Source organism: Lunatimonas sp., from assembly GCF_020832325.1.
Classification (GTDB): Bacteria; Bacteroidota; Bacteroidia; order Cytophagales; family Cyclobacteriaceae; genus Lunatimonas.
In genome coordinates, this window is record NZ_JAFIEU010000045.1 from 237754 (window position 1) to 255492 (window position 17739).

9 protein-coding genes and 2 CRISPR repeat arrays are annotated in these 17739 nt (G+C 45.4%); of the genes, 5 read left to right on the top strand and 4 right to left on the bottom strand.

What is annotated here, in order from left to right:
- Positions 1-9: 9 nt before the first annotated feature.
- Both JJU34_RS17725 and JJU34_RS17730 read right to left on the bottom strand, forming a co-directional pair.
- A complete protein-coding gene (locus tag JJU34_RS17725; protein WP_228693744.1) occupies positions 10-1380 on the bottom strand; it encodes a DegT/DnrJ/EryC1/StrS family aminotransferase in 1371 nt (456 codons plus the stop codon).
- Positions 1381-1501: 121 nt separating this feature from the next.
- Positions 1502-3121: a hypothetical protein gene (locus JJU34_RS17730; protein ID WP_228693746.1), complete on the bottom strand. Its 1620-nt coding sequence runs from the start codon at positions 3119-3121 to the stop codon at positions 1502-1504.
- A 403-nt stretch (positions 3122-3524) separates the two neighbouring features.
- Between JJU34_RS17730 and JJU34_RS17735 the strand changes: the two genes are divergently transcribed.
- A complete protein-coding gene (locus JJU34_RS17735) occupies positions 3525-5684 on the top strand; it encodes an FISUMP domain-containing protein (protein WP_228693747.1) in 2160 nt (719 codons plus the stop codon).
- 348 nt (positions 5685-6032) lie between these two features.
- Here JJU34_RS17735 and JJU34_RS17740 read toward each other — a convergent pair whose 3' ends face one another.
- Positions 6033-7634 carry a hypothetical protein gene (locus tag JJU34_RS17740; protein ID WP_228693748.1) on the bottom strand — a complete coding sequence of 534 codons (1602 nt, stop codon included), beginning with the start codon at positions 7632-7634 and terminating at the stop codon, positions 6033-6035.
- A 389-nt stretch (positions 7635-8023) separates the two neighbouring features.
- On the opposite strand from JJU34_RS17740, the gene JJU34_RS17745 reads away from it, so the two are divergent.
- Entirely contained in the window at positions 8024-9934 is a 1911-nt protein-coding gene (locus JJU34_RS17745; protein ID WP_228693749.1) for a tetratricopeptide repeat protein, read from the top strand.
- Complete coding sequence (locus JJU34_RS17750) at positions 9931-10764, top strand: response regulator (RefSeq protein WP_228693750.1); 834 nt, start codon at positions 9931-9933, stop codon at positions 10762-10764. The genes JJU34_RS17745 and JJU34_RS17750 overlap by 4 nt, the downstream gene beginning before the upstream one ends.
- 74 nt (positions 10765-10838) lie before the next feature.
- Here the strand turns inward: JJU34_RS17750 and JJU34_RS17755 are convergent, their stop codons facing one another.
- Positions 10839-11423 (bottom strand): hypothetical protein, encoded by a 585-nt coding sequence (locus JJU34_RS17755; RefSeq protein ID WP_228693751.1) that lies wholly within the window; start codon positions 11421-11423, stop codon positions 10839-10841.
- 810 nt (positions 11424-12233) lie between these two features.
- Between JJU34_RS17755 and JJU34_RS17760 the strand changes: the two genes are divergently transcribed.
- Entirely contained in the window at positions 12234-12383 is a 150-nt protein-coding gene (locus JJU34_RS17760; RefSeq protein WP_228693752.1) for a hypothetical protein, read from the top strand.
- 383 nt (positions 12384-12766) lie between these two features.
- Positions 12767-14740 carry a BspA family leucine-rich repeat surface protein gene (locus JJU34_RS17765; RefSeq protein ID WP_228693753.1) on the top strand — a complete coding sequence of 658 codons (1974 nt, stop codon included), beginning with the start codon at positions 12767-12769 and terminating at the stop codon, positions 14738-14740.
- A gap of 433 nt (positions 14741-15173) precedes the next feature.
- A CRISPR array of direct repeats spans positions 15174-15479; the repeat unit is 25 nt; unit sequence CCTTTTTAAGATACTCACTTCAACA.
- Between the two features lie 156 nt (positions 15480-15635).
- Positions 15636-15879: a CRISPR direct-repeat array (repeat unit 24 nt; unit sequence GTTTCAGTCTACCCTTTTTAAGAT).
- The last annotated feature ends 1860 nt before the right edge of the window (positions 15880-17739 follow it).

A 17739-nucleotide genomic window follows, 5' to 3' on the forward strand; every position in this document is an offset into this window, starting at 1 on the left:
AAAGGAGGATTAAGCCTGATGTCTGGCAAGTGCTTCCGAATTGGCCTGGATTTTTTGGATGGCGTTGGCGATATCATCCATGTCCTGCTTGGTGCCCAGCAAAAGGCTCTGAAAAATCCATACACCGGTTTCCTGACATAGCAGGTCCGTTTCCGGACACTGGTTCTTAGCTATAAAAGCCTCGAAGTCCAGCTCCTTGGCCTCGTACATTTTTTGGTAATTTTTGGATTCGAAGGCGTCTTTTAGGTAAAGCTTGTCATTCAGCGGCACGTAGCCACTGGAACAGGGGATTCCCTCTGCCTGCAATGCCTTGAGGAAAACTTCCCTGGACATGCCATGAAATGCCTCCCGGTGGTAGCGGAACGGAAAAAGATGGAACGATGCCCTGGTCACCTCGGGGTACAGCACATAGGGGCTGATTCCCGGGACACCCTCGATCTTGCTGCGCAAATATGCAGCATTTTGGCTTCGCAGCTGAGTTTCCCCATCCAGTCGGGGCAGTAAGGTAAGCCCGATGGCTGCCTGGTACTCGGAAAGGCGTAGTTTGGTTCCCGCCAAGACCGCACTGACATTGGTTGCTCCAATATTTCCATAGGGAAATCCATAGGAATGATAGGAAAAACAACGGTCCATAAAATCATCGTCGTCGCTTACGATCGCTCCCCCCTCTCCCATGGGAAGGTTTTTGGAATTCTGAAAACTAAAGCATCCGGCATGGCCTATGGTGCCGGCCTTTTGGTGATTCCATTCCGCCAGCCAGGCCTGACAGGCATCTTCAATCACCACCAAGTCATGGCGCTGGGCTATATCCATAATTTTCCCCATGTCTGCCGGCAATCCGAGGATGTGTACCGGCAATATGGCCCGTGTGCGGGGGGTTATTTTTTCTTCGATTTTGGAGGCATCCAGCTGAAAGGTCTCCGGGTCGGAATCCACGAAAACCGGCATCGCTCCGGTCTGCAAGATGGCTACGATGGTGGCAATAAAGGTATAGGAAGACACGATCACTTCGTCTCTCCCACCAATTTTGGACTGCACGAGCGCAGCTATCAGCGCATTGGTGCCATTAACCACGGTGAGGCATCGTTTTGCTCCCAGGGTTTCGGCCCATTTGGCTTCAAATTCTGCCACTACCTTATCCCGCGACCATACCCCACTCCGAAGCACCTTAAGAACCAACTCCTCGTCTTTGTCTTTATCCCATTGCGGCCATTTGGGCCAAGGGGAGGTGCGAATGGGGGTGCCTCCAAGGAGCGCGGGCTTGGTTACATCGCTGCTGCTGTGGGCCCAAGGCGCAAAGGAGGAAAGGCCTGCTACCGCTCCTGCACCGATCAGCGCGTTGGTTTTCAGAAATTTTCTTCGGTCAATGGGTTCCATCATGCGGGTCATTTAAAGTTATTAGCAACAAGATACCAAATTTCAGATGGTATCTAAAAAGAAAATAACCTAAACGGTAAAGGATAACCTGTAGACGGACTGTAGCAACAAACCTTTTCTGCGTTCATGGCTCGGAAAAGAGGGAACCGATCATTCGTAGGGTACCCGCTACCAATTCGTCTCCACCCTCCGGCCCAATCAGTGTACTAGCGGGGATGGCTCCATAGGCCCCACCGGCGATAGACCTGCGGGTGGGCAGGTAGGTACCGGATCCGGCGAGCTGAACGACAAAGGTCTGTACGGCTGCACTTCGCGCTTTCATCTGCATGCCATAGTCGAGGTAAAGTTCGAAGGGATTGGTGGCAAAAACAGCGTCACCAATACGAAGCACCTGCACCTCGATGGGTAGGGTGGGTTCCTTCTTTTCCTGTTCAAACCGTTCGACCACTGCCCTACCTCGCTTCAAATGCGTATGGGCGGCCGTAATCTCCCTGTACCAGCGGGGATTCTGCATGCGCGCGGGCTCATGCGCTATATCCTCCTTCATTTGAAAAAACCGCCGCCCCCAGATTTCTGCATCCCGCAACGCTTCGTCCACATCTGCCTCCGAAAGCAAGCGCCGGGAAAGCGCCAATTCTTCCATGGAATGCCCCAGACGGGGGTTCCAAGAGATCACATTCTGCATAAGGGGAAAGATAGCAGCTACTCCGTCTGCGATACGCAGGGCTATCTGCCTGCGGTGGCCCATACTGCCCCTGCCGGTCTGTTCCGGAGCAAAGCCCAACAGCTCCTGCATGCGGGATTCCGCCCGCTGCCCTATCATGATATGCGGGGACTGGTCTGCCGCGGCACTTACCTGCGGCAGCACATAGAGATCAGACCCAAACCTCTCCCTCAATTCAGCTCTAGTCTCGTGCCAAAAATCCGCAGAAAGCTCATACGAGTGTTCACTTACCTGGGAGGGTACGGCTAGGTTGACAATCATGCCGGTTACTTGTCGGTCTTCGTCCCAGAAAAACATCAGGTTGAGGCTGTGATCTTCGTGACCCTCTATATGCGAAAAGTCGGGACTATTCGTGTTCCCATACATCTGCGACCTACCGGATTTGAGTGCCTGAAGTCGATTAACCCCCACCACCGCATGGGACAGGCCAAAGCTCATCCCACCCGGGCGTCGGGACTGCCAGGCCGCCACCGCCGCGTCGGCGATCCGATCCGCTGCAAAGTCCAGGTAGGCTGCAGGCGGCATGGCCTCGACTCCAGGGGCCATGGCATTGAGACTTACTCCATAGAGCTCCTCCACGTCCATTTCCGTGGAAACCAATGGTGCCGCATGCGTGTGGGTACCGTTTAGGATAATCTGTTCGGGTGCCAGCTCGGGCAATCGTTGTACCACACGTTTTCTCACCGCCTCCCGAAGGCTGCCCTGCCCCCGCATGCCGTCACCAATGGCAATCAGATCGCAACTTATCCAAATTACCCGAGTGGTCTGTCCCGTCGTGGAAGATTCCAGCGCGAGGGCTGTTGCTGTTAACGGATCCATGACGCCTTCGGACACCCTTGCGTAGAACTGACCAACGATCAACACCGGCCGCCCCGGTGTGATATCGGAGCTTGCCCACCCTACCTGTAGCGGTGAGGCCTGTTCCCCCTGGGCAGAAAGCTCCGGAAGCGAAACCAATAGCATCACGCCTAATATAATGAAACAGTGAAGGCCGCGAAAATAAATCGTATCGGTAGACATACGGGTAAAATTGGGTTTGTGTAGGCTAATTTGGTGCATTTAGTATAGAAAAATACGCGAAGCACTTTAAAAAGCCTATGATTATTTGAAAAATGATGGTGTGGCAGGGGAACTGAAAGGTGAAACGAGGATGGAATAACCAATCCTTTGTCATGGTGTTTCGAGAAAATCTGACCCAACAAAGCTCAAAAACAGGGTTCCTCGGAAAAAGATATCACCCCTTTTCCGTGATTTACAATCCAAAAAATACTTTTCGACCACATTTTATACGCTTTTATTTCACTGCTTCGCTTTTTTACAATAAAAACCATTTACAACTTCATACATTGTAAAATTAAGCCTTTTTTGTAGGACGTGAAGTGGATTCTAAGGCAATCCTTTAACAAATCATTTTTGATCCACTATGCGCAAACTCCTTTTTCTCCTGCTCTACATACTGATCTTTTGGTCATGCAAGCAACTCGAAGATGAACAACAGGTCACTCCCATGCCGACAGTACGTGTTCCTCCAAATGATCAAACTGTGCTAGTGCCTCTTCGTGTAGCCAACAACCTCAGTTTTACCAACACCTTGGTATATACCTCCGTCGATTCATTGGAATCGTCCCGTATCCAGGAAGGGGTATTTTTCCCTAAGGACCGCCCGTCTTTTGTGATCGTTTTGGATCAGGGGTCCAATGACGTATTGGCATTCGTGAAAAAAGACAGTCTTTCCAGCGAGGTAGAACTAAATGCGCGGAATGTTTCCATGGCTATGTTGGGGTCTGTGCCGGCCGTGAATGGCTTGGAAGAGAGTATTCGGGACGAAGCACTCCAAGCCCTCTATGTCAGCTCGGAATTTTCTGATTTTGAACAGTTTATCGGAGGTAGGTTGGGTACTAGAACCCCGATATACCAAGAGAGCGACACCTTTGCCGATCTCCTATTGGAGATGAACCGCTTTTTGCTCGAAAACTACTTCGAAGTCCCAGACTTCCTGGTAGAGTCGGCTAACCTACGAATCGACTATGCCGACTGGCTAAATCCGGAAGAAGGGGGAACGATGGTAAACAACGAATACAGCTTTGTAGAAGTAGTGTTTACCTCCGGGGATCTTTCCCATAGTGCCATGCTTCAGCCAAGAGGAATGATTGGTACCCTTTTTACGCCTACTACCAAACCGATCGCAGGGCTTAATCTATTGGATGGGTGCTATGCTGTCAGGTTTACGCAAGAAAGCGATGAAGCGATAAGCAAGAACCTGCAAATGGCCATTGAGAAGTTAGTTATTTTGGTGGCCGGAGAGGTATTCTCTTCGATAAATTCCCATTGCAAATCGGCGCTACTCGGGCAGTTATACGGTGATCTAACTCCCTTCGTGAGTCAAGTCTTCTCTGGGCAAATAGCTGACGTGAACGAAGCGATTACCTGGATTTCCTCCAATTTGACGGACATTATTGGTAATTTACTTGTGGAGGGGATTTCCTCGGAGGAATGCCTAAATGCCATTGGCTGGTCCCAAGCCCTGCTTGCCTTGACCAAAGAGCAGGTGAAAACTGCCAATCTGATTCTCAAGGTGGGTTCAGTCGCCTATAATGTTGCCCAAATAGCTCCATTTGTATCCGCGTTAATGCCACGATATCAGTTGGAATTTTCGGTAGAGTCCGAAATCTACTTCGGCTCTTTGTACCGTGCCTGTATATCTGCAAACCACCTTGACCCGACTCTCCGCTTTGAAGGAAAAGCTGGGGAATCAATTACCCCCGGCGTGCTCATGTTGGAGCGATCCAGCTTCGGCGGGTGGAACCGAAGCGGTTTTCGGGTGAATTGGATTGTTGAAGAGGGAAACGGAGTCATCTCGGAAAGTACATCAACGACCGACAGCGAGGGCCGGACCCGGATAACGTGGTCTTTTCCCGAAGATTTTGACGGCGTAGCCCGATTGGTGGCCGAAGTTAGAAATAAGGAGGGAGGGCAGGTTCATGGAAGCCCTTTGGAGTTTTTTGCTGAAGTTGAACCCTCAATGGTTTTTATAGATCCTAGAGACGATAGGCGTTATCCCGTTTTAGAAATTGGAAGTCAAACATGGCTTGGTAGGAATCTCAATTATTTCGGAGTGGAAAGTGATTGCTTTGAAAATGATCCAACCAATTGCAGAGATTTTGGAAGAATGTACGATTGGGAATCTGCATTGATCGCCTGTCCACCAGGTTGGCACCTGCCAAACGACACGGAGTGGTTAACATTGATCACGTTTGCAGGGGGATTGAGCAATGCAGGCAAAACACTTCGGTCTACATTTCTTTGGGGAAACAACTCAACGCAAAACGGAACAAACGAGTATGGATTCAACCTGCTTCCAGGCGGCTATTATTTTGATGGGATGTTTGGAGGGATGGGAAATACAACATTACTGTGGAGCGCAACACCTATGGATCCTCAATCCCATACTGGCAATAGGCCTACCGCAAGTGCTGTATTTTTTCAAAGTGGCACAAGCGTAGCTGATTTAGTAGGTATTCGAACCAATTCAGGGTGGCTTACTGGATCAAAATTCTACTGCAGATGCATAAAAGATGATTAGGTATTAACCGAAAGAAACATACCTCAAATACCCCTGTGGCGAGTTATTGAAAAACTATATGCTATGTTACATTGAAAGGGTGTACGCTTTGAGAAATTAAGACTGACATAAGCCTACAGAGATGGATTGGGTTTTGACTGCGAGTGTCGGATCGCCACCGCCAGTTTATCGACTACAAAAACCACAACTGCTGACAACCTCCAAATTCGATACGGTACCTTACGACTCTGCTTTCTTTCTTCAATTCCTAAAACCAACAATATCAAAGAATCTATTATTTATCGAACAAAAAAATCGGTGATTACCTTGGACGCCAAGTAGGTCGATCGGGCTAGTTGGATTTCGGCTCTATCCATCAAGCCCATACAATGACATGATCGCTGGATGTTGCGAATGCACCTGACGGACAAGGGCACGAACCTCCTCAAACCGACCATAGTTTTTCAGGAAGGGAATGCACTCCTTATGGATCGCGCCAAGGGAGGAATAGGTGACAGCCTTGACAAAATAGTCTGCGATCTCCTCCGGACTTACGAACTCCCCTGCCACGCTTTTTTGAAATTTCCATTTTCCCATCTCAAAATTTGCCTCTCCGAAAAGCCCCCTATGCTCTTCTTTTAGCCACTCTCCACGTGTATTTTTAATTATCTTGTCAAGCACCCGCTGGAATGTGGCAGAATCGAGCTTGTGCTTTAGCTCTGAAAACAGTTTCATACGAACTATTTCAAAGTACATGGTCTTCATAGCGGGATGAAAATGGGGGCAATAAAACTTAATGTCGTCTAGTTTTATGTAATCATCACCAATTTTGAATCCGCTGCCGGTATCAATGGCTTCTGGCTCTCCCTTGCCGCTTTCTGACACCTCTTTATGCCGGTTAGCAGCATCTTCCACACCGAGAAATTTGAGTAGATTTACATAATGCAATTTTGCAACCAAGGGCTTTTCCATCAAATCCTTCAGCACTCCCACCCTAAATGGCACTTCGTGCATATCCAACCCCAAATCCATCGCTTTATGCAGGTAATGATAACTCAACTCATGGTTTTGGTAAAAAAAATACCGATTGAAAAGACACCAATAGATGGATAGTTTGACCTTTTTGTACGCAGTTGAATGCGGGTCTTTAAGCGCATCGTAGTCAAAATAATCTGACCACGACCCATTGTGATTTGCCCAAACTTCATTGAAAACATGGCATTGTATTCTAATCTGCGATGTCCCGGCCATTTCACCCATCACCAGTACACTCTCTAACGGTTCCAGTCCCCGGTTTTCCAGAAATTCCTCCCCTTCTCTTTTCCTGCCTCTTCTCAAATCGGTGTCACAGGTGAGAAGCTGTAATTCCTCCGGTAAACGATCTGCCATTTCTGCCAAAAGCTCAAAAATAATGTCTTCCACAAACTTAAACTCCTCACTCAGGAAAAACTTCTTTAGCACCACATTGATTGGCTTGCCTGGTGTGAGAGGAGGATATTCTCCTGCAATAAAATCTTCAAAATCCAAATAGCCCAAAAAACACGAAAGCGCATCAAGAATTTTCACACTTGCCCAACTTTTCAGATTATTAGCCGTTGGATTCACCGAACGTGCATAACAATACCAAAACAACTGTAGGTATTTGGTGGAATCCGAAGAATCGTCAAGCCATTCGAATTCATGGCCCATACCGATATCTCTAATTCTTTGGCAGATCAAGGCTTGGAGGTTTTTGTTTACTGCATTCGTTACCCTTCCCGACGAATTTTGATAAAACGGTAAGTAGTCCTTCAAATCCTGGGAAAACTCCAAGCCTACCTCCTGCAAAATTTCCGGTAGCCGCAACTCCAACAGCCCCCCCATCCGGCTAATTGGCTCGTAGGGGTTAAAACCATTGGCAATCCTGCCACTTAGGCGTGGATGTTCCTTTAAGAAAGTAAGGTAATTTCGGCTTTGGCTGCCTCTTCCCATCAGATTTTTTATAACTAGGTCGAACAGAATTTTATCCAAGATAAAATCAAAACCCAACAAATAAAAACTAGGAGGCAATGCCTCCCCGCTATTTTACATCATCCGCGTGTTCATTTCCAAAGTACTTCATATCCCTCCCTACCCAAACGCCTATGAAAAAGACGCTTTCTCCACTCAATACGGTAATTGAATTTCCAGCGGCTAACAAAGGGCATGATGCGCCAGTAGGCTCTTTCTGTTCGCGAAACCATCAATTCCATTCGCGAGGATTCTAACAGAGCAAGAACCAAAGCAACACAAACACATATCAAACCAAACTTAACATACATTTTTATTCCGCTTTTATATAGAAAAACAGATTTTAACCTATATTTATCCCAATCAACACCATGAAGTCAGCCTTTTCGCATATCATCCCCAAGGTACTTTGGTTTCTCACCTTGCTTGTTTTTCAGGGTTCGCCAATGACATGCGTAGGTGCCCAGGCACAAGCAAACGTGGATAGTTTAGTATCCAAGATAAACCGTTTCTTTGAACGAGGCGCCTACCGGGAAGCTTTGCCTATTTTGGAGGAAGCCCTACGTTTAACTTCGGATTCTTCTAAACGTCGAAAGATTCTGGCTGACTTAGGATATGCGCACTATCATGTGGGCCATTTTGACCAAAGCATTGGTTATTATACACAGGCCGCGGAGATAGCGATGCAATCAAGGGATACCCTTCGCACCGCCAGATATATCAGAAGCAAGGGACTAAACTTTCAGCGCCTTGGACTTTATGCCATCGCGTTGGATTCCTATAAAGAAGCGTTGCTTTTAGTAAAAGGTAAGAGTGGGTACATGGCATTGGAAGCCGACATTTACAACTCCATGGGCTTGCTATACCAGCAATTGAATGATCTATCGGACGGCATGGAAATGCTCAGAAAAGCAGAAGTTATTTATAAATCGCAAAACGATAGCACTGGACTGGCCAAAATATGGACCAACGTAGCAATTTGCTGGGACGACCTTGCGCATTATGACTCTGCACTCTATTACAATCGCCTGGCCCTCGATATAAAACGCAGACACAACGACCCTATGGAACTCGCCAGCACCATCAACAATATAGCGGTGAATCTCCTTAATTTGGGGCAGGTGGACGAAGCCTACCCCTACCTTCTGGAATCCTACAGGCTGCACCTTAAAATCAATGATCCGGAGGGAATAGCCATCGGTCAAAAAAACCTTGCAGACTACGCCTTGAGAAAAGGTCTGTTAAGCCAAAGTGATGCCTACCTCGATTCAGCAATAGTCCTTCTGGAGACGTTGCGAAGCCAGGACTACCTAATAGAGGCGTTGGAGTTGCAGATCAGGTTAAGGGAACGCATGGGAGATTTTGAGAGGGCACTAAACACCTATAAAAGATATGACAGCCTAAAAGCAGCCCTGTTTCTGGAGGAGAAATTCAATGTGCAGGAAATCGGCAACCTCTACCTGCTGCGAGAAAAAGAGTTTGAAAACGAGCAAGTTCAGACGCGGGCAACACTGTTAGAGATAAAAAACAGCCAATTCAAGCTAACCATCTTGCTTTTAGGTACTATTGGAATCATGACGATGACATTTGGCCTGATAACCAAAAGGAATCTCCGGGTACAAAAAATCCAATCCGAGCATATCAGGCGTCAAAATGAAGTGATCCGCGCCCAACAAGATGATCTGCGCCACCGCACAAGCAACTCCCTTTCCCGTAGTCAGGGAATCATTAACACTATCGCCCGAAAAATTGATGATCCGGACGTGAAGATGAATCTACGTAGGGCCACACAGATCCTGTTGACGGCGTCGGAAATGGAGCGACACCTCATTGGGTTGGATGATGAAAAAACGGTGGACATGGGACTATTCATCGAGGGAATGATCGGTCATCAGCGCAAAGCGTTACAGCTCGAACATCGAAACGTTCAAATCGCATTCCAGCACGACCCACACATCGAGTTACCTGTTAATCAGGTCATCAATACCTCCATCATCCTAAACGAATGGATTACAAACAGCATCAAATATGCATTTGTCAATAGGCAAGATGGAAATATCTACATTCAAATCACAGAAAGAAATAATGTGATCACCCTAAACTACAGAGACGATGGAACGGGCTACTCACCCCTAGATGCCAAAGGAACCGGATCCAAGTTAAACGAACTATTTATGAAGGAGCTTAACGCTACCTATACCACCTCCCACGAAGATGGCACCCAACACCTCCTTCATTTTTCAATTCACCCTACAAAACATCACAAACCAACCCTATTATGAAGATATTAATTGTAGAAGACGACCTGATCACCGGTGAGGATTTGGCAGAGGAGATCCGCGAGCGGTTTAAGTCAACATCACTGGAGATATTGGGGCCGGTGGACACCTACATGGCAGCGATCGACCTCATCAATGATCGGCATCCTGATATCGCACTCCTGGATATCGCATTAAAAGATGACTTGGATGCAGGGATCCGTTTGTCCCAATATTTGAACCAAGCCCACCCCATTCCCACCATTTTTCTTTCTGCACTTCCGAAAAACTTGGGCTTTGACCTGGCAAAGTGGAGCTTGCCTATTGACTACATACCTAAACCGGTAGATATGGATCGTCTGGCTGAAAAGGTAGAGTTGGCCTCTATATACAATTTTCAACGCAGCAAGGTAGAGAGCATGCCAAACCTCAAAAACTCTATACAGAGTAAAAGCATCTTCATCACCACCAATCATGGTGAAATCACCGCAATTCCCATTAAAAACCTCGTTCTTTTGGAAGCAGATGACAAATTGATGCGAGCATATACCGTAGACTCGCATGCCCCTATTCACTTTACTTCACCAGGTTTGAAGAATTTCTACCATGACCATCTGTATCTATTAAAAGATTTCCACCAACTGGGCAGAAAACATGTCATCAGTCTAGAAAATGTCCTACAAATCAAAGACAACCACGTAATTCTACCAAGAAAGGTCGCGAGCAAAACGGAGAGTCCGTACTTCAAATTGCCCATTCCGAAAAACGGAGATGCAAAACGCCTTCTTTTCGCCAGACTAGGATTCAAGTTGCGGGGATTGTCAAACGGAAATGGAAACGATACCGAGAAATAGCGGGAACCAGCTAAAAAACCTGCCGGAGATGAACAATCACCGGCGAGTCTCTATTAGACGCTCGGAAGCAATTCCTACAAACCGATAGTTACTCCAACGTTTAACCCACCTCCCAATCCTGTGTTTCCCACTGAGCTGTATTCTGCCATTAGTCCAAACTTCTTATCGGAACTGAAGTACCACCTGGTACCCACTACAACTCCCAAGTCATAGTAGTTGAATATCGTCCCCACATCCAACAGAATCGAAGGCCAATACCTGCCGTATGTCAGTCCCGCATAAGGCTCCAGCCCGAGCACATTTATTGAGCTGCCCCCCAGCGCCTCTATGGTCTGAAAGGCATAGACCATTGCCCTGGCTGATATCCCGAGGGATACCCAGTTTTTTGAATCGGCAGGATTCATCATACTAAAACCCTCTCTGACATTGGTGCCCACTGCAAAACCAAAACTCGCCCATTCGGTAATCCCCGTTTCCAGGTAGATTCCAACGGGCGGAGATTTTACAAACGACGAAGCAGATCCTCCGCTAGTGGGATCTATAGCAACCGAAAGAAATAGCCTATCCGTCAGTGACTGTGCCCCTACAAAACTGACCGAAGCGAACATACCTAGCATTGCAACCCCAGAAATCTTTAGTAACCTAATTATTGCTTTCATAATTATATATTTTTTATAAAGTTTTAAATGACAGATAAATCTACCTTTATTGGCTCATTTGGCTAATTTTCATTCGTTACTGACAGCAAAAGATTCGTGGATGCAATCGATTCAAGCGTGAAAACCTATTCTATACCGATCACAGAATTTCACGATTAAAGAAATCGAGGTGTCTTGATCCCCACCACGAACCCGCACCATGCTTTTTGGGGGATCAAAGAAACATCAACTCAGTTCGGTGGAAATAGATTTAGGCATCAAGGGGATCCCTGTACCCTGGTGGATTTTCCCATACCCCTTGTTAACCATCGCGTCCGAAGAGGTGCTATGCACACTGCGACTAAGAATTCATCGGAGCCATAATCCAGTCCATTTCGGGTAAACCCAACCGGATTAGGGTTCGACACCAAAAAAAAAACAGTCTACCTGATACCGTCCACTTACTACCTATCGCTTCCGGTTTATTACCTGCCTCTAGCGTTTTTTACCCAGCAGCTGTCCGAAAAAGCGACGATGCAACCTGGCACACTTGGTCTATTAACCGAAGGGAATATTTATTATCTACAATATAATTTTAAATATATTTTATAATATTTTAAATATTATTAAAAGCAACTTTTTATCTTTTTTATATGTATAATTACTTACAAGGCGGGATAAAGCGCATATCCAGCACTTCGTAGCGGACCGCAAACTGTCTACTACGGGTGAAAACCCTGAGGAGCATGTGGGAAGGTAGGCTAAACCCCTCGCCTATCCGACCCCATACTCCGAAACTACCTGAGGGGCAAATCCTTAAATCATGTAACTATGAAAATAGTCTTAGCTACAATGCTCCTACTGGCAGCGATGACTGCGTGCGGGCACCTGGAAAAAGAAGACCTGAGTCCTTCCAAGGACCGGATACCAACCACAGAAATGTCGAAGCGGTATCAGGATAATACCGACCCCGGAGACTAAGTTGAACCTGTAGATTCCAACAGGAGGCGGATCGCTGCAGATAGCGGAGATCTACTGTGTACCCTACCCCACGTAGGGTACATTTCTGGCTCAAAAAACCCCTTATAGTCCAAACTTTCTGCTAAAAGCATGTGCAAACCTACCCAAACCTGCCTGGCAACGAAAGCTGGATTCGTAAGGATGCCTGATTGGCCCGTGAACCTAGCGGATACCGGTGGGAACAAGCGGAAGACACGCTTGCTTAACTCCAGGCACGGCACCCATTCACGGTGTCAATCCGCGGGTTCACGAACAATCTCGGCATACTGAACAATCCGTTCAGTACCTTTTACCCATGAGTTGATCAGTAATTAATACCATCGTTCATATAAACCTACTTTCCCATGCACAATACCACCGCACTTCTCACCCCTATGATCCGAATTGCAGTCCTTTCGTTGTTCCTGATGGCCTGCGATACCGAAGAACCTACCCCCCTTGCGACCTATACATTGAGCACGCAGGCCTCGCCGACGGAGGGCGGCCGGATCACTACCTCCCCTTCCGGAAGCACCTTTACGGAGGGACAGTCCGTAAGCCTTACCGCCGAAGCCAACGCCAACTGGGTATTTAGTCACTGGGAAGGAGCCGCAAGCGGAAGTACCCGTCCGCTTACGCTTACCATGGATGCCAACAAATCGATCACAGGCATATTTATCAAGCGCGAATATCCGTTGAGTATCACCGTAGAAGGCGAAGGAACGGTCACGGAGGAAATCGTAACCAATCCCTCTGGCCGGGAGTATCCACACGGCACCACGGTGGAATTGACCCCTGTTCCCGAGGAGGGATGGGTGTTTGATAGTTGGGGTGGAGATTTGAGTGGAAATGAGGTTCCGAAACAGATTACGGTAGATGACGAAAAGCATGTTACCGCCAAATTTAAAATCAGGGAATATCCCCTTACCATAACGATCCAAGGCGAGGGCACGGTAACCGAAGAGGTGGTCACCCATCCCGCAGGCAGGGAATATCCGCAAGGAACCATCGTGGAGCTCACCCCGGTGCCGGCGGAGGGCTGGGTATTCGAAAGCTGGGGAGGGGATTTGAGTGGCAATGAGATTCCAACGCGAATTACAGTAGATAGGGAGAAAACTGTGACGGTTATTTTTAAAGAAGCCAGTACCGGCTTGTTTTACCTGGCGGAAAATGGCGTTACCTGTAAGTGCGAGGGGGCAAACCCGGGGGATAAGGGATTTATCAATGGAGTCGAGTACGAGGCGGTGGATAATGAGTTGATTAGGCAAAGGAGAGATCAGGGTGTGGATATGACTAAGTTGTGTACTTCGTTGGTGACGGATATGACTAGGCTGTTTTATCTTGAAAGAGATTTCAACCAAGCCATAGGAAATTGGGATGTGAGCAATGTTACAACTATGGAGCGGATTTTCACGGGTTCTAGATTCAACCAACCAATAGAGGATTGGAATGTAAGTAACGTTAGAAATATGAGTGGGATGTTTGGCGCTTCTATTTTCGACTACCCCATAGGAAAATGGAATGTTGGCAATGTTACAACAATGTTAGGGATGTTCGGTGAATCCCAATTCAATCAACCCATTGGGGATTGGGATGTAAGTAAGGTTACCGATATGGGCGTGATGTTTTCTGGTTCGCCCTTCAATCAGTCAATCGGGGATTGGGATGTGAGTAATGTAACAAATATGGGTGGGATGTTCAATGGATCCCCATTCAATCAATCCATTGGAAATTGGGATGTGAGTAATGTCATAAATATGGAGGGAATGTTTGCTAACACACCATTCAACCAGCCCATTGGAGACTGGGATGTAGCTAACGTTACTGATATGGCGGCTATGTTTCAACGTTCTCAATTTAATCAACCAATAGGAGGGTGGAATATTGGGAAGGCTATAAATATAAGTGGAATGTTTCTAGAATCTCCATTCAACCAATCGATAGAAAATTGGGATGTAAGCAATGTAACAACGATGTGGGGGATTTTTCGTGATTCACAGTTCAACCAACCCATAGGAAATTGGAATGTAAGCAAGGTTATAAATATGGGAGAAATGTTTTCTGGTTCTCCCTTCAACCATCCTGTAGAAAATTGGAATGTTGGGAGTGTAATAATTATGCAAAGAATGTTTGTTAATTCTCCCTTTAACCAACCCATAGGAGATTGGAATGTAAGCAACGTTATAAATATGGTGGAAATGTTTCTTGCTAATTCGGCTTTCAATCAGGATTTATCAAAATGGTGTGTAACAAGGATTCCAACAAGACCTTTCGGCTTTCGTGTTGGCGCGACGGCATGGACATTACCTGAACCGGATTGGGGGACTTGCCCAGAGTAACACTAAAACAGCCACCACGATAATCCCCAAGTTGCCTAAGCACTTTCGGGATTATCGTGGTGCATTCTTGTTGCCAAATGTTATTTATCTTCTACTACGGATTATCCGGATGGGGATTCCTAGACAATCCGTCTTAACCCAACTACTTTAAAACTGTCGCAACCAATCCACTGGTAATAACCCCGGAAACAATCCATTTTACCAGATCATACTTGGCCTGAGAAATTGCCTGGGTTTCTTCCCCTGACTTTTGAAAAGTGTACATGGCACATAAGATTTTGTCCTAAGTCTTGAGTCCACCTACAGTTTGAGACTTGAACCAGTCTACCCTTTTTAAAATGCTTACTTCTAAATGAATGATAATTGATAAATGACATACGTCCCTCTATCTTGAGTCTTATGTCTTAAATCTTGTGTCTTTCTGATCAGTCTACCTTTTTAAGATACTCACTTCAACAACCAAAATGCATCTTGTGTATGTAGAGGGCAAGTTTCAGTCTACCCTTTTTAAGATACTCACTTCAACAAGAAGGTGCTTGATGGTGAAGTGAAACCAACATTGTTTCAGTCTACCCTTTTTAAGATACTCACTTCAACATTGTGACTATCCCTTACCGTGGGGGATGGTAATGTTTCAGTCTACCCTTTTCAAGATACTCACTTGAACGATAAAATGAGCAGTTCAAAACTCTCCTTTGAGATTTTTCAGTCTACCCTTTTTAAGATACTCACTTCTTTATGAATGATGGAGCTATCTATGGTAAAGATAACTAATTCGACCTAAACCTTCTATTTCGGTTCCACAATCTTAAATCATAAACCTAATATCATAAATTTTCTACCTTTCAATCGGATCTCGGTATTTCTTCTCTTAGTCTCTCAGTCACTTCGTCTAGACATCGTCTACCCTTTTTAAGATGCTCACTGCAACCAGACTTTCTTGGGTAATCTTGTTTTAACTCGGTTTCAGTCTACCCTTTTTAAGATACTCACTTCAACTTCAATGCGGCGACCATGTTTGAAAGTGGAATATGTTTCAGTCTACCCTTTTTAAGATGCTCACTTCAACGCGTATACGCATCCAAAGAAAGGTATACTCTTGTGTTTCAGTCTACCCTTTTTAAGATACTTACTTCAACCCTTGATTTTTGCAACATACTGAAAAACAAATTATTAAACCATCTTTTCCAATATGCAATATGGATATATTCGGAATCGGGGGCTTTTTTCACTGTTTTTTTGAATGGCCTTATATCAAGCGGATTTCTTAAGGTAAATATAGAAAAATGAGTCGTACCAAACAAACCTACCCCCTTAAAGTATGGGCTGTTCCCGTCATTTCCTCCATGTCAAAGGGCAGATTTCCAATAGTTTGTGGATCTTTATGAACTGCCTAAGCGGCACCTCCACCACCATCAGACCCTCACATTCAACTTCGAAATTATTGGGGCATGCTCAATTCAACAAAAATGATGGAGTGATGTGTGATCGGTGATTAGGTGATCAACGCATCAGATACTATATATTCACTAGATCGATCGAATTTTTCCTAATTTTAAATCTGAAATCATCAATCCTCCCCCGGATCAAATTAAAATCGAAAACCACTCCCTTCGTCTCTCAGTCTCTTCGACTCCAAAACGTCTACCCATTACTTTAACATGAATGATAATTGATGGGTGATAAATGATGGAATGACCTTTTACAAGAAAAACAAATCGTACTAAATCAATCTATTTCGGTACCCAATCTTAAATCTAAAATCATCAATCCTTAATCCGTCTACCCTTTTTAAGATACTCACTTCAACAACAGGTGCTCCATATCTTCGTCTGCGTCACCGAAGTTTCAGTCTACCCTTTTTAAGATACTCACTTCAACTAAACCAAAAAACAAATTAAACATGAAAACCAAATGTTTCAGTCTACCCTTTTTAAGATACTCACTTCAACCTAGTTTTATTGTTGTATCTGGTGCTAGGCGCTGGGTTTCAGTCTACCCTTTTTAAGATGCTCACTTCAACACTTTATTTTTGCAACATGCTGAAAAACAAATTATTAAACCATCTTTTCCAATATGCAATATGGTTATATTCGGAATCGGGTTCTTTTTTCACTGTTTTTTGAATGGTCTTCTATCAAGGGAATTTCTTAAGGTAAATATAGAGAACTGAGTCGTACCAAACAAACCTACCTCCTTTAAGTATGGGCTGTTCCCGTCATTTCAGCCAAATCAAAGGGCAGGGTTCCTTTAGAGGAATTAACGTCTTCTAAACCTTTGGAAAAGCGCGTTTTAGTATTCATAGTACATCAAGTCTTACGTCTTGAGTCTTATATCTTGTGTCTTTCTATAAGTCTACCCTTTTTAAGATGCTCACTTCTAAATGAATGATAATTGATAAATGACATACGTCCCTCTATCTTGAGTCTTATGTCTTAAATCTTGTGTCTTTCTGATCAGTCTACCCTTTTTAAGATGCTCACTTCAATCTTCTTATCAGAATGCGGCCTTTGTCGCTTCGGAGGTTTCAGTCTACCCTTCTTAAGATGCTCACTTCAACGGTACTATTATGGGTTTAAGGGCTTTTGTGGAGTTTCAGTCTAACCCTTTTTAAGATGCTCACTTCAACTTTTAACGGGCATACTTGGCCTGGCCAATTACGAGTTTCAGTCTACCCTTTTTAAGATGCTCACTTCAACCCTTGATTTTTGCAACATGCTGAAAAACAAATTTTTAAACCATCTTTTCCAATATTCAATATGGCCATATTCGAAATCGGGGGCTTTTTTCACTGTTTTTTTGAATGGTCTTCTATCAAGGGGATTTCTTAGAGTAAATATAGAGAACTGAGTCGTACCAAACAAACCTACCCCCTTAAAGTATGGGCTGTTCCCGTCATTTCAGCCAAATCAAAGGGCAGGGTTCCTTTAGAGGAATTAACGTCTTCTAAACCTTTGGAAAAGCGCGTTTTAGTATTCATAGTACATCAAGTCTTACGT

Coding starts and splice junctions, on each gene's coding strand:
- JJU34_RS17725 (WP_228693744.1), bottom strand. CDS start 1,380: ATGATGGAACCCATTGACCGAAGAAAATTTCTGAAAACCAACGCGCTG.
- JJU34_RS17730 (WP_228693746.1), bottom strand. CDS start 3,121: ATGTCTACCGATACGATTTATTTTCGCGGCCTTCACTGTTTCATTATA.
- JJU34_RS17735 (WP_228693747.1), top strand. CDS start 3,525: ATGCGCAAACTCCTTTTTCTCCTGCTCTACATACTGATCTTTTGGTCA.
- JJU34_RS17740 (WP_228693748.1), bottom strand. CDS start 7,634: ATGGGAAGAGGCAGCCAAAGCCGAAATTACCTTACTTTCTTAAAGGAA.
- JJU34_RS17745 (WP_228693749.1), top strand. CDS start 8,024: ATGAAGTCAGCCTTTTCGCATATCATCCCCAAGGTACTTTGGTTTCTC.
- JJU34_RS17750 (WP_228693750.1), top strand. CDS start 9,931: ATGAAGATATTAATTGTAGAAGACGACCTGATCACCGGTGAGGATTTG.
- JJU34_RS17755 (WP_228693751.1), bottom strand. CDS start 11,423: ATGAAAGCAATAATTAGGTTACTAAAGATTTCTGGGGTTGCAATGCTA.
- JJU34_RS17760 (WP_228693752.1), top strand. CDS start 12,234: ATGAAAATAGTCTTAGCTACAATGCTCCTACTGGCAGCGATGACTGCG.
- JJU34_RS17765 (WP_228693753.1), top strand. CDS start 12,767: ATGCACAATACCACCGCACTTCTCACCCCTATGATCCGAATTGCAGTC.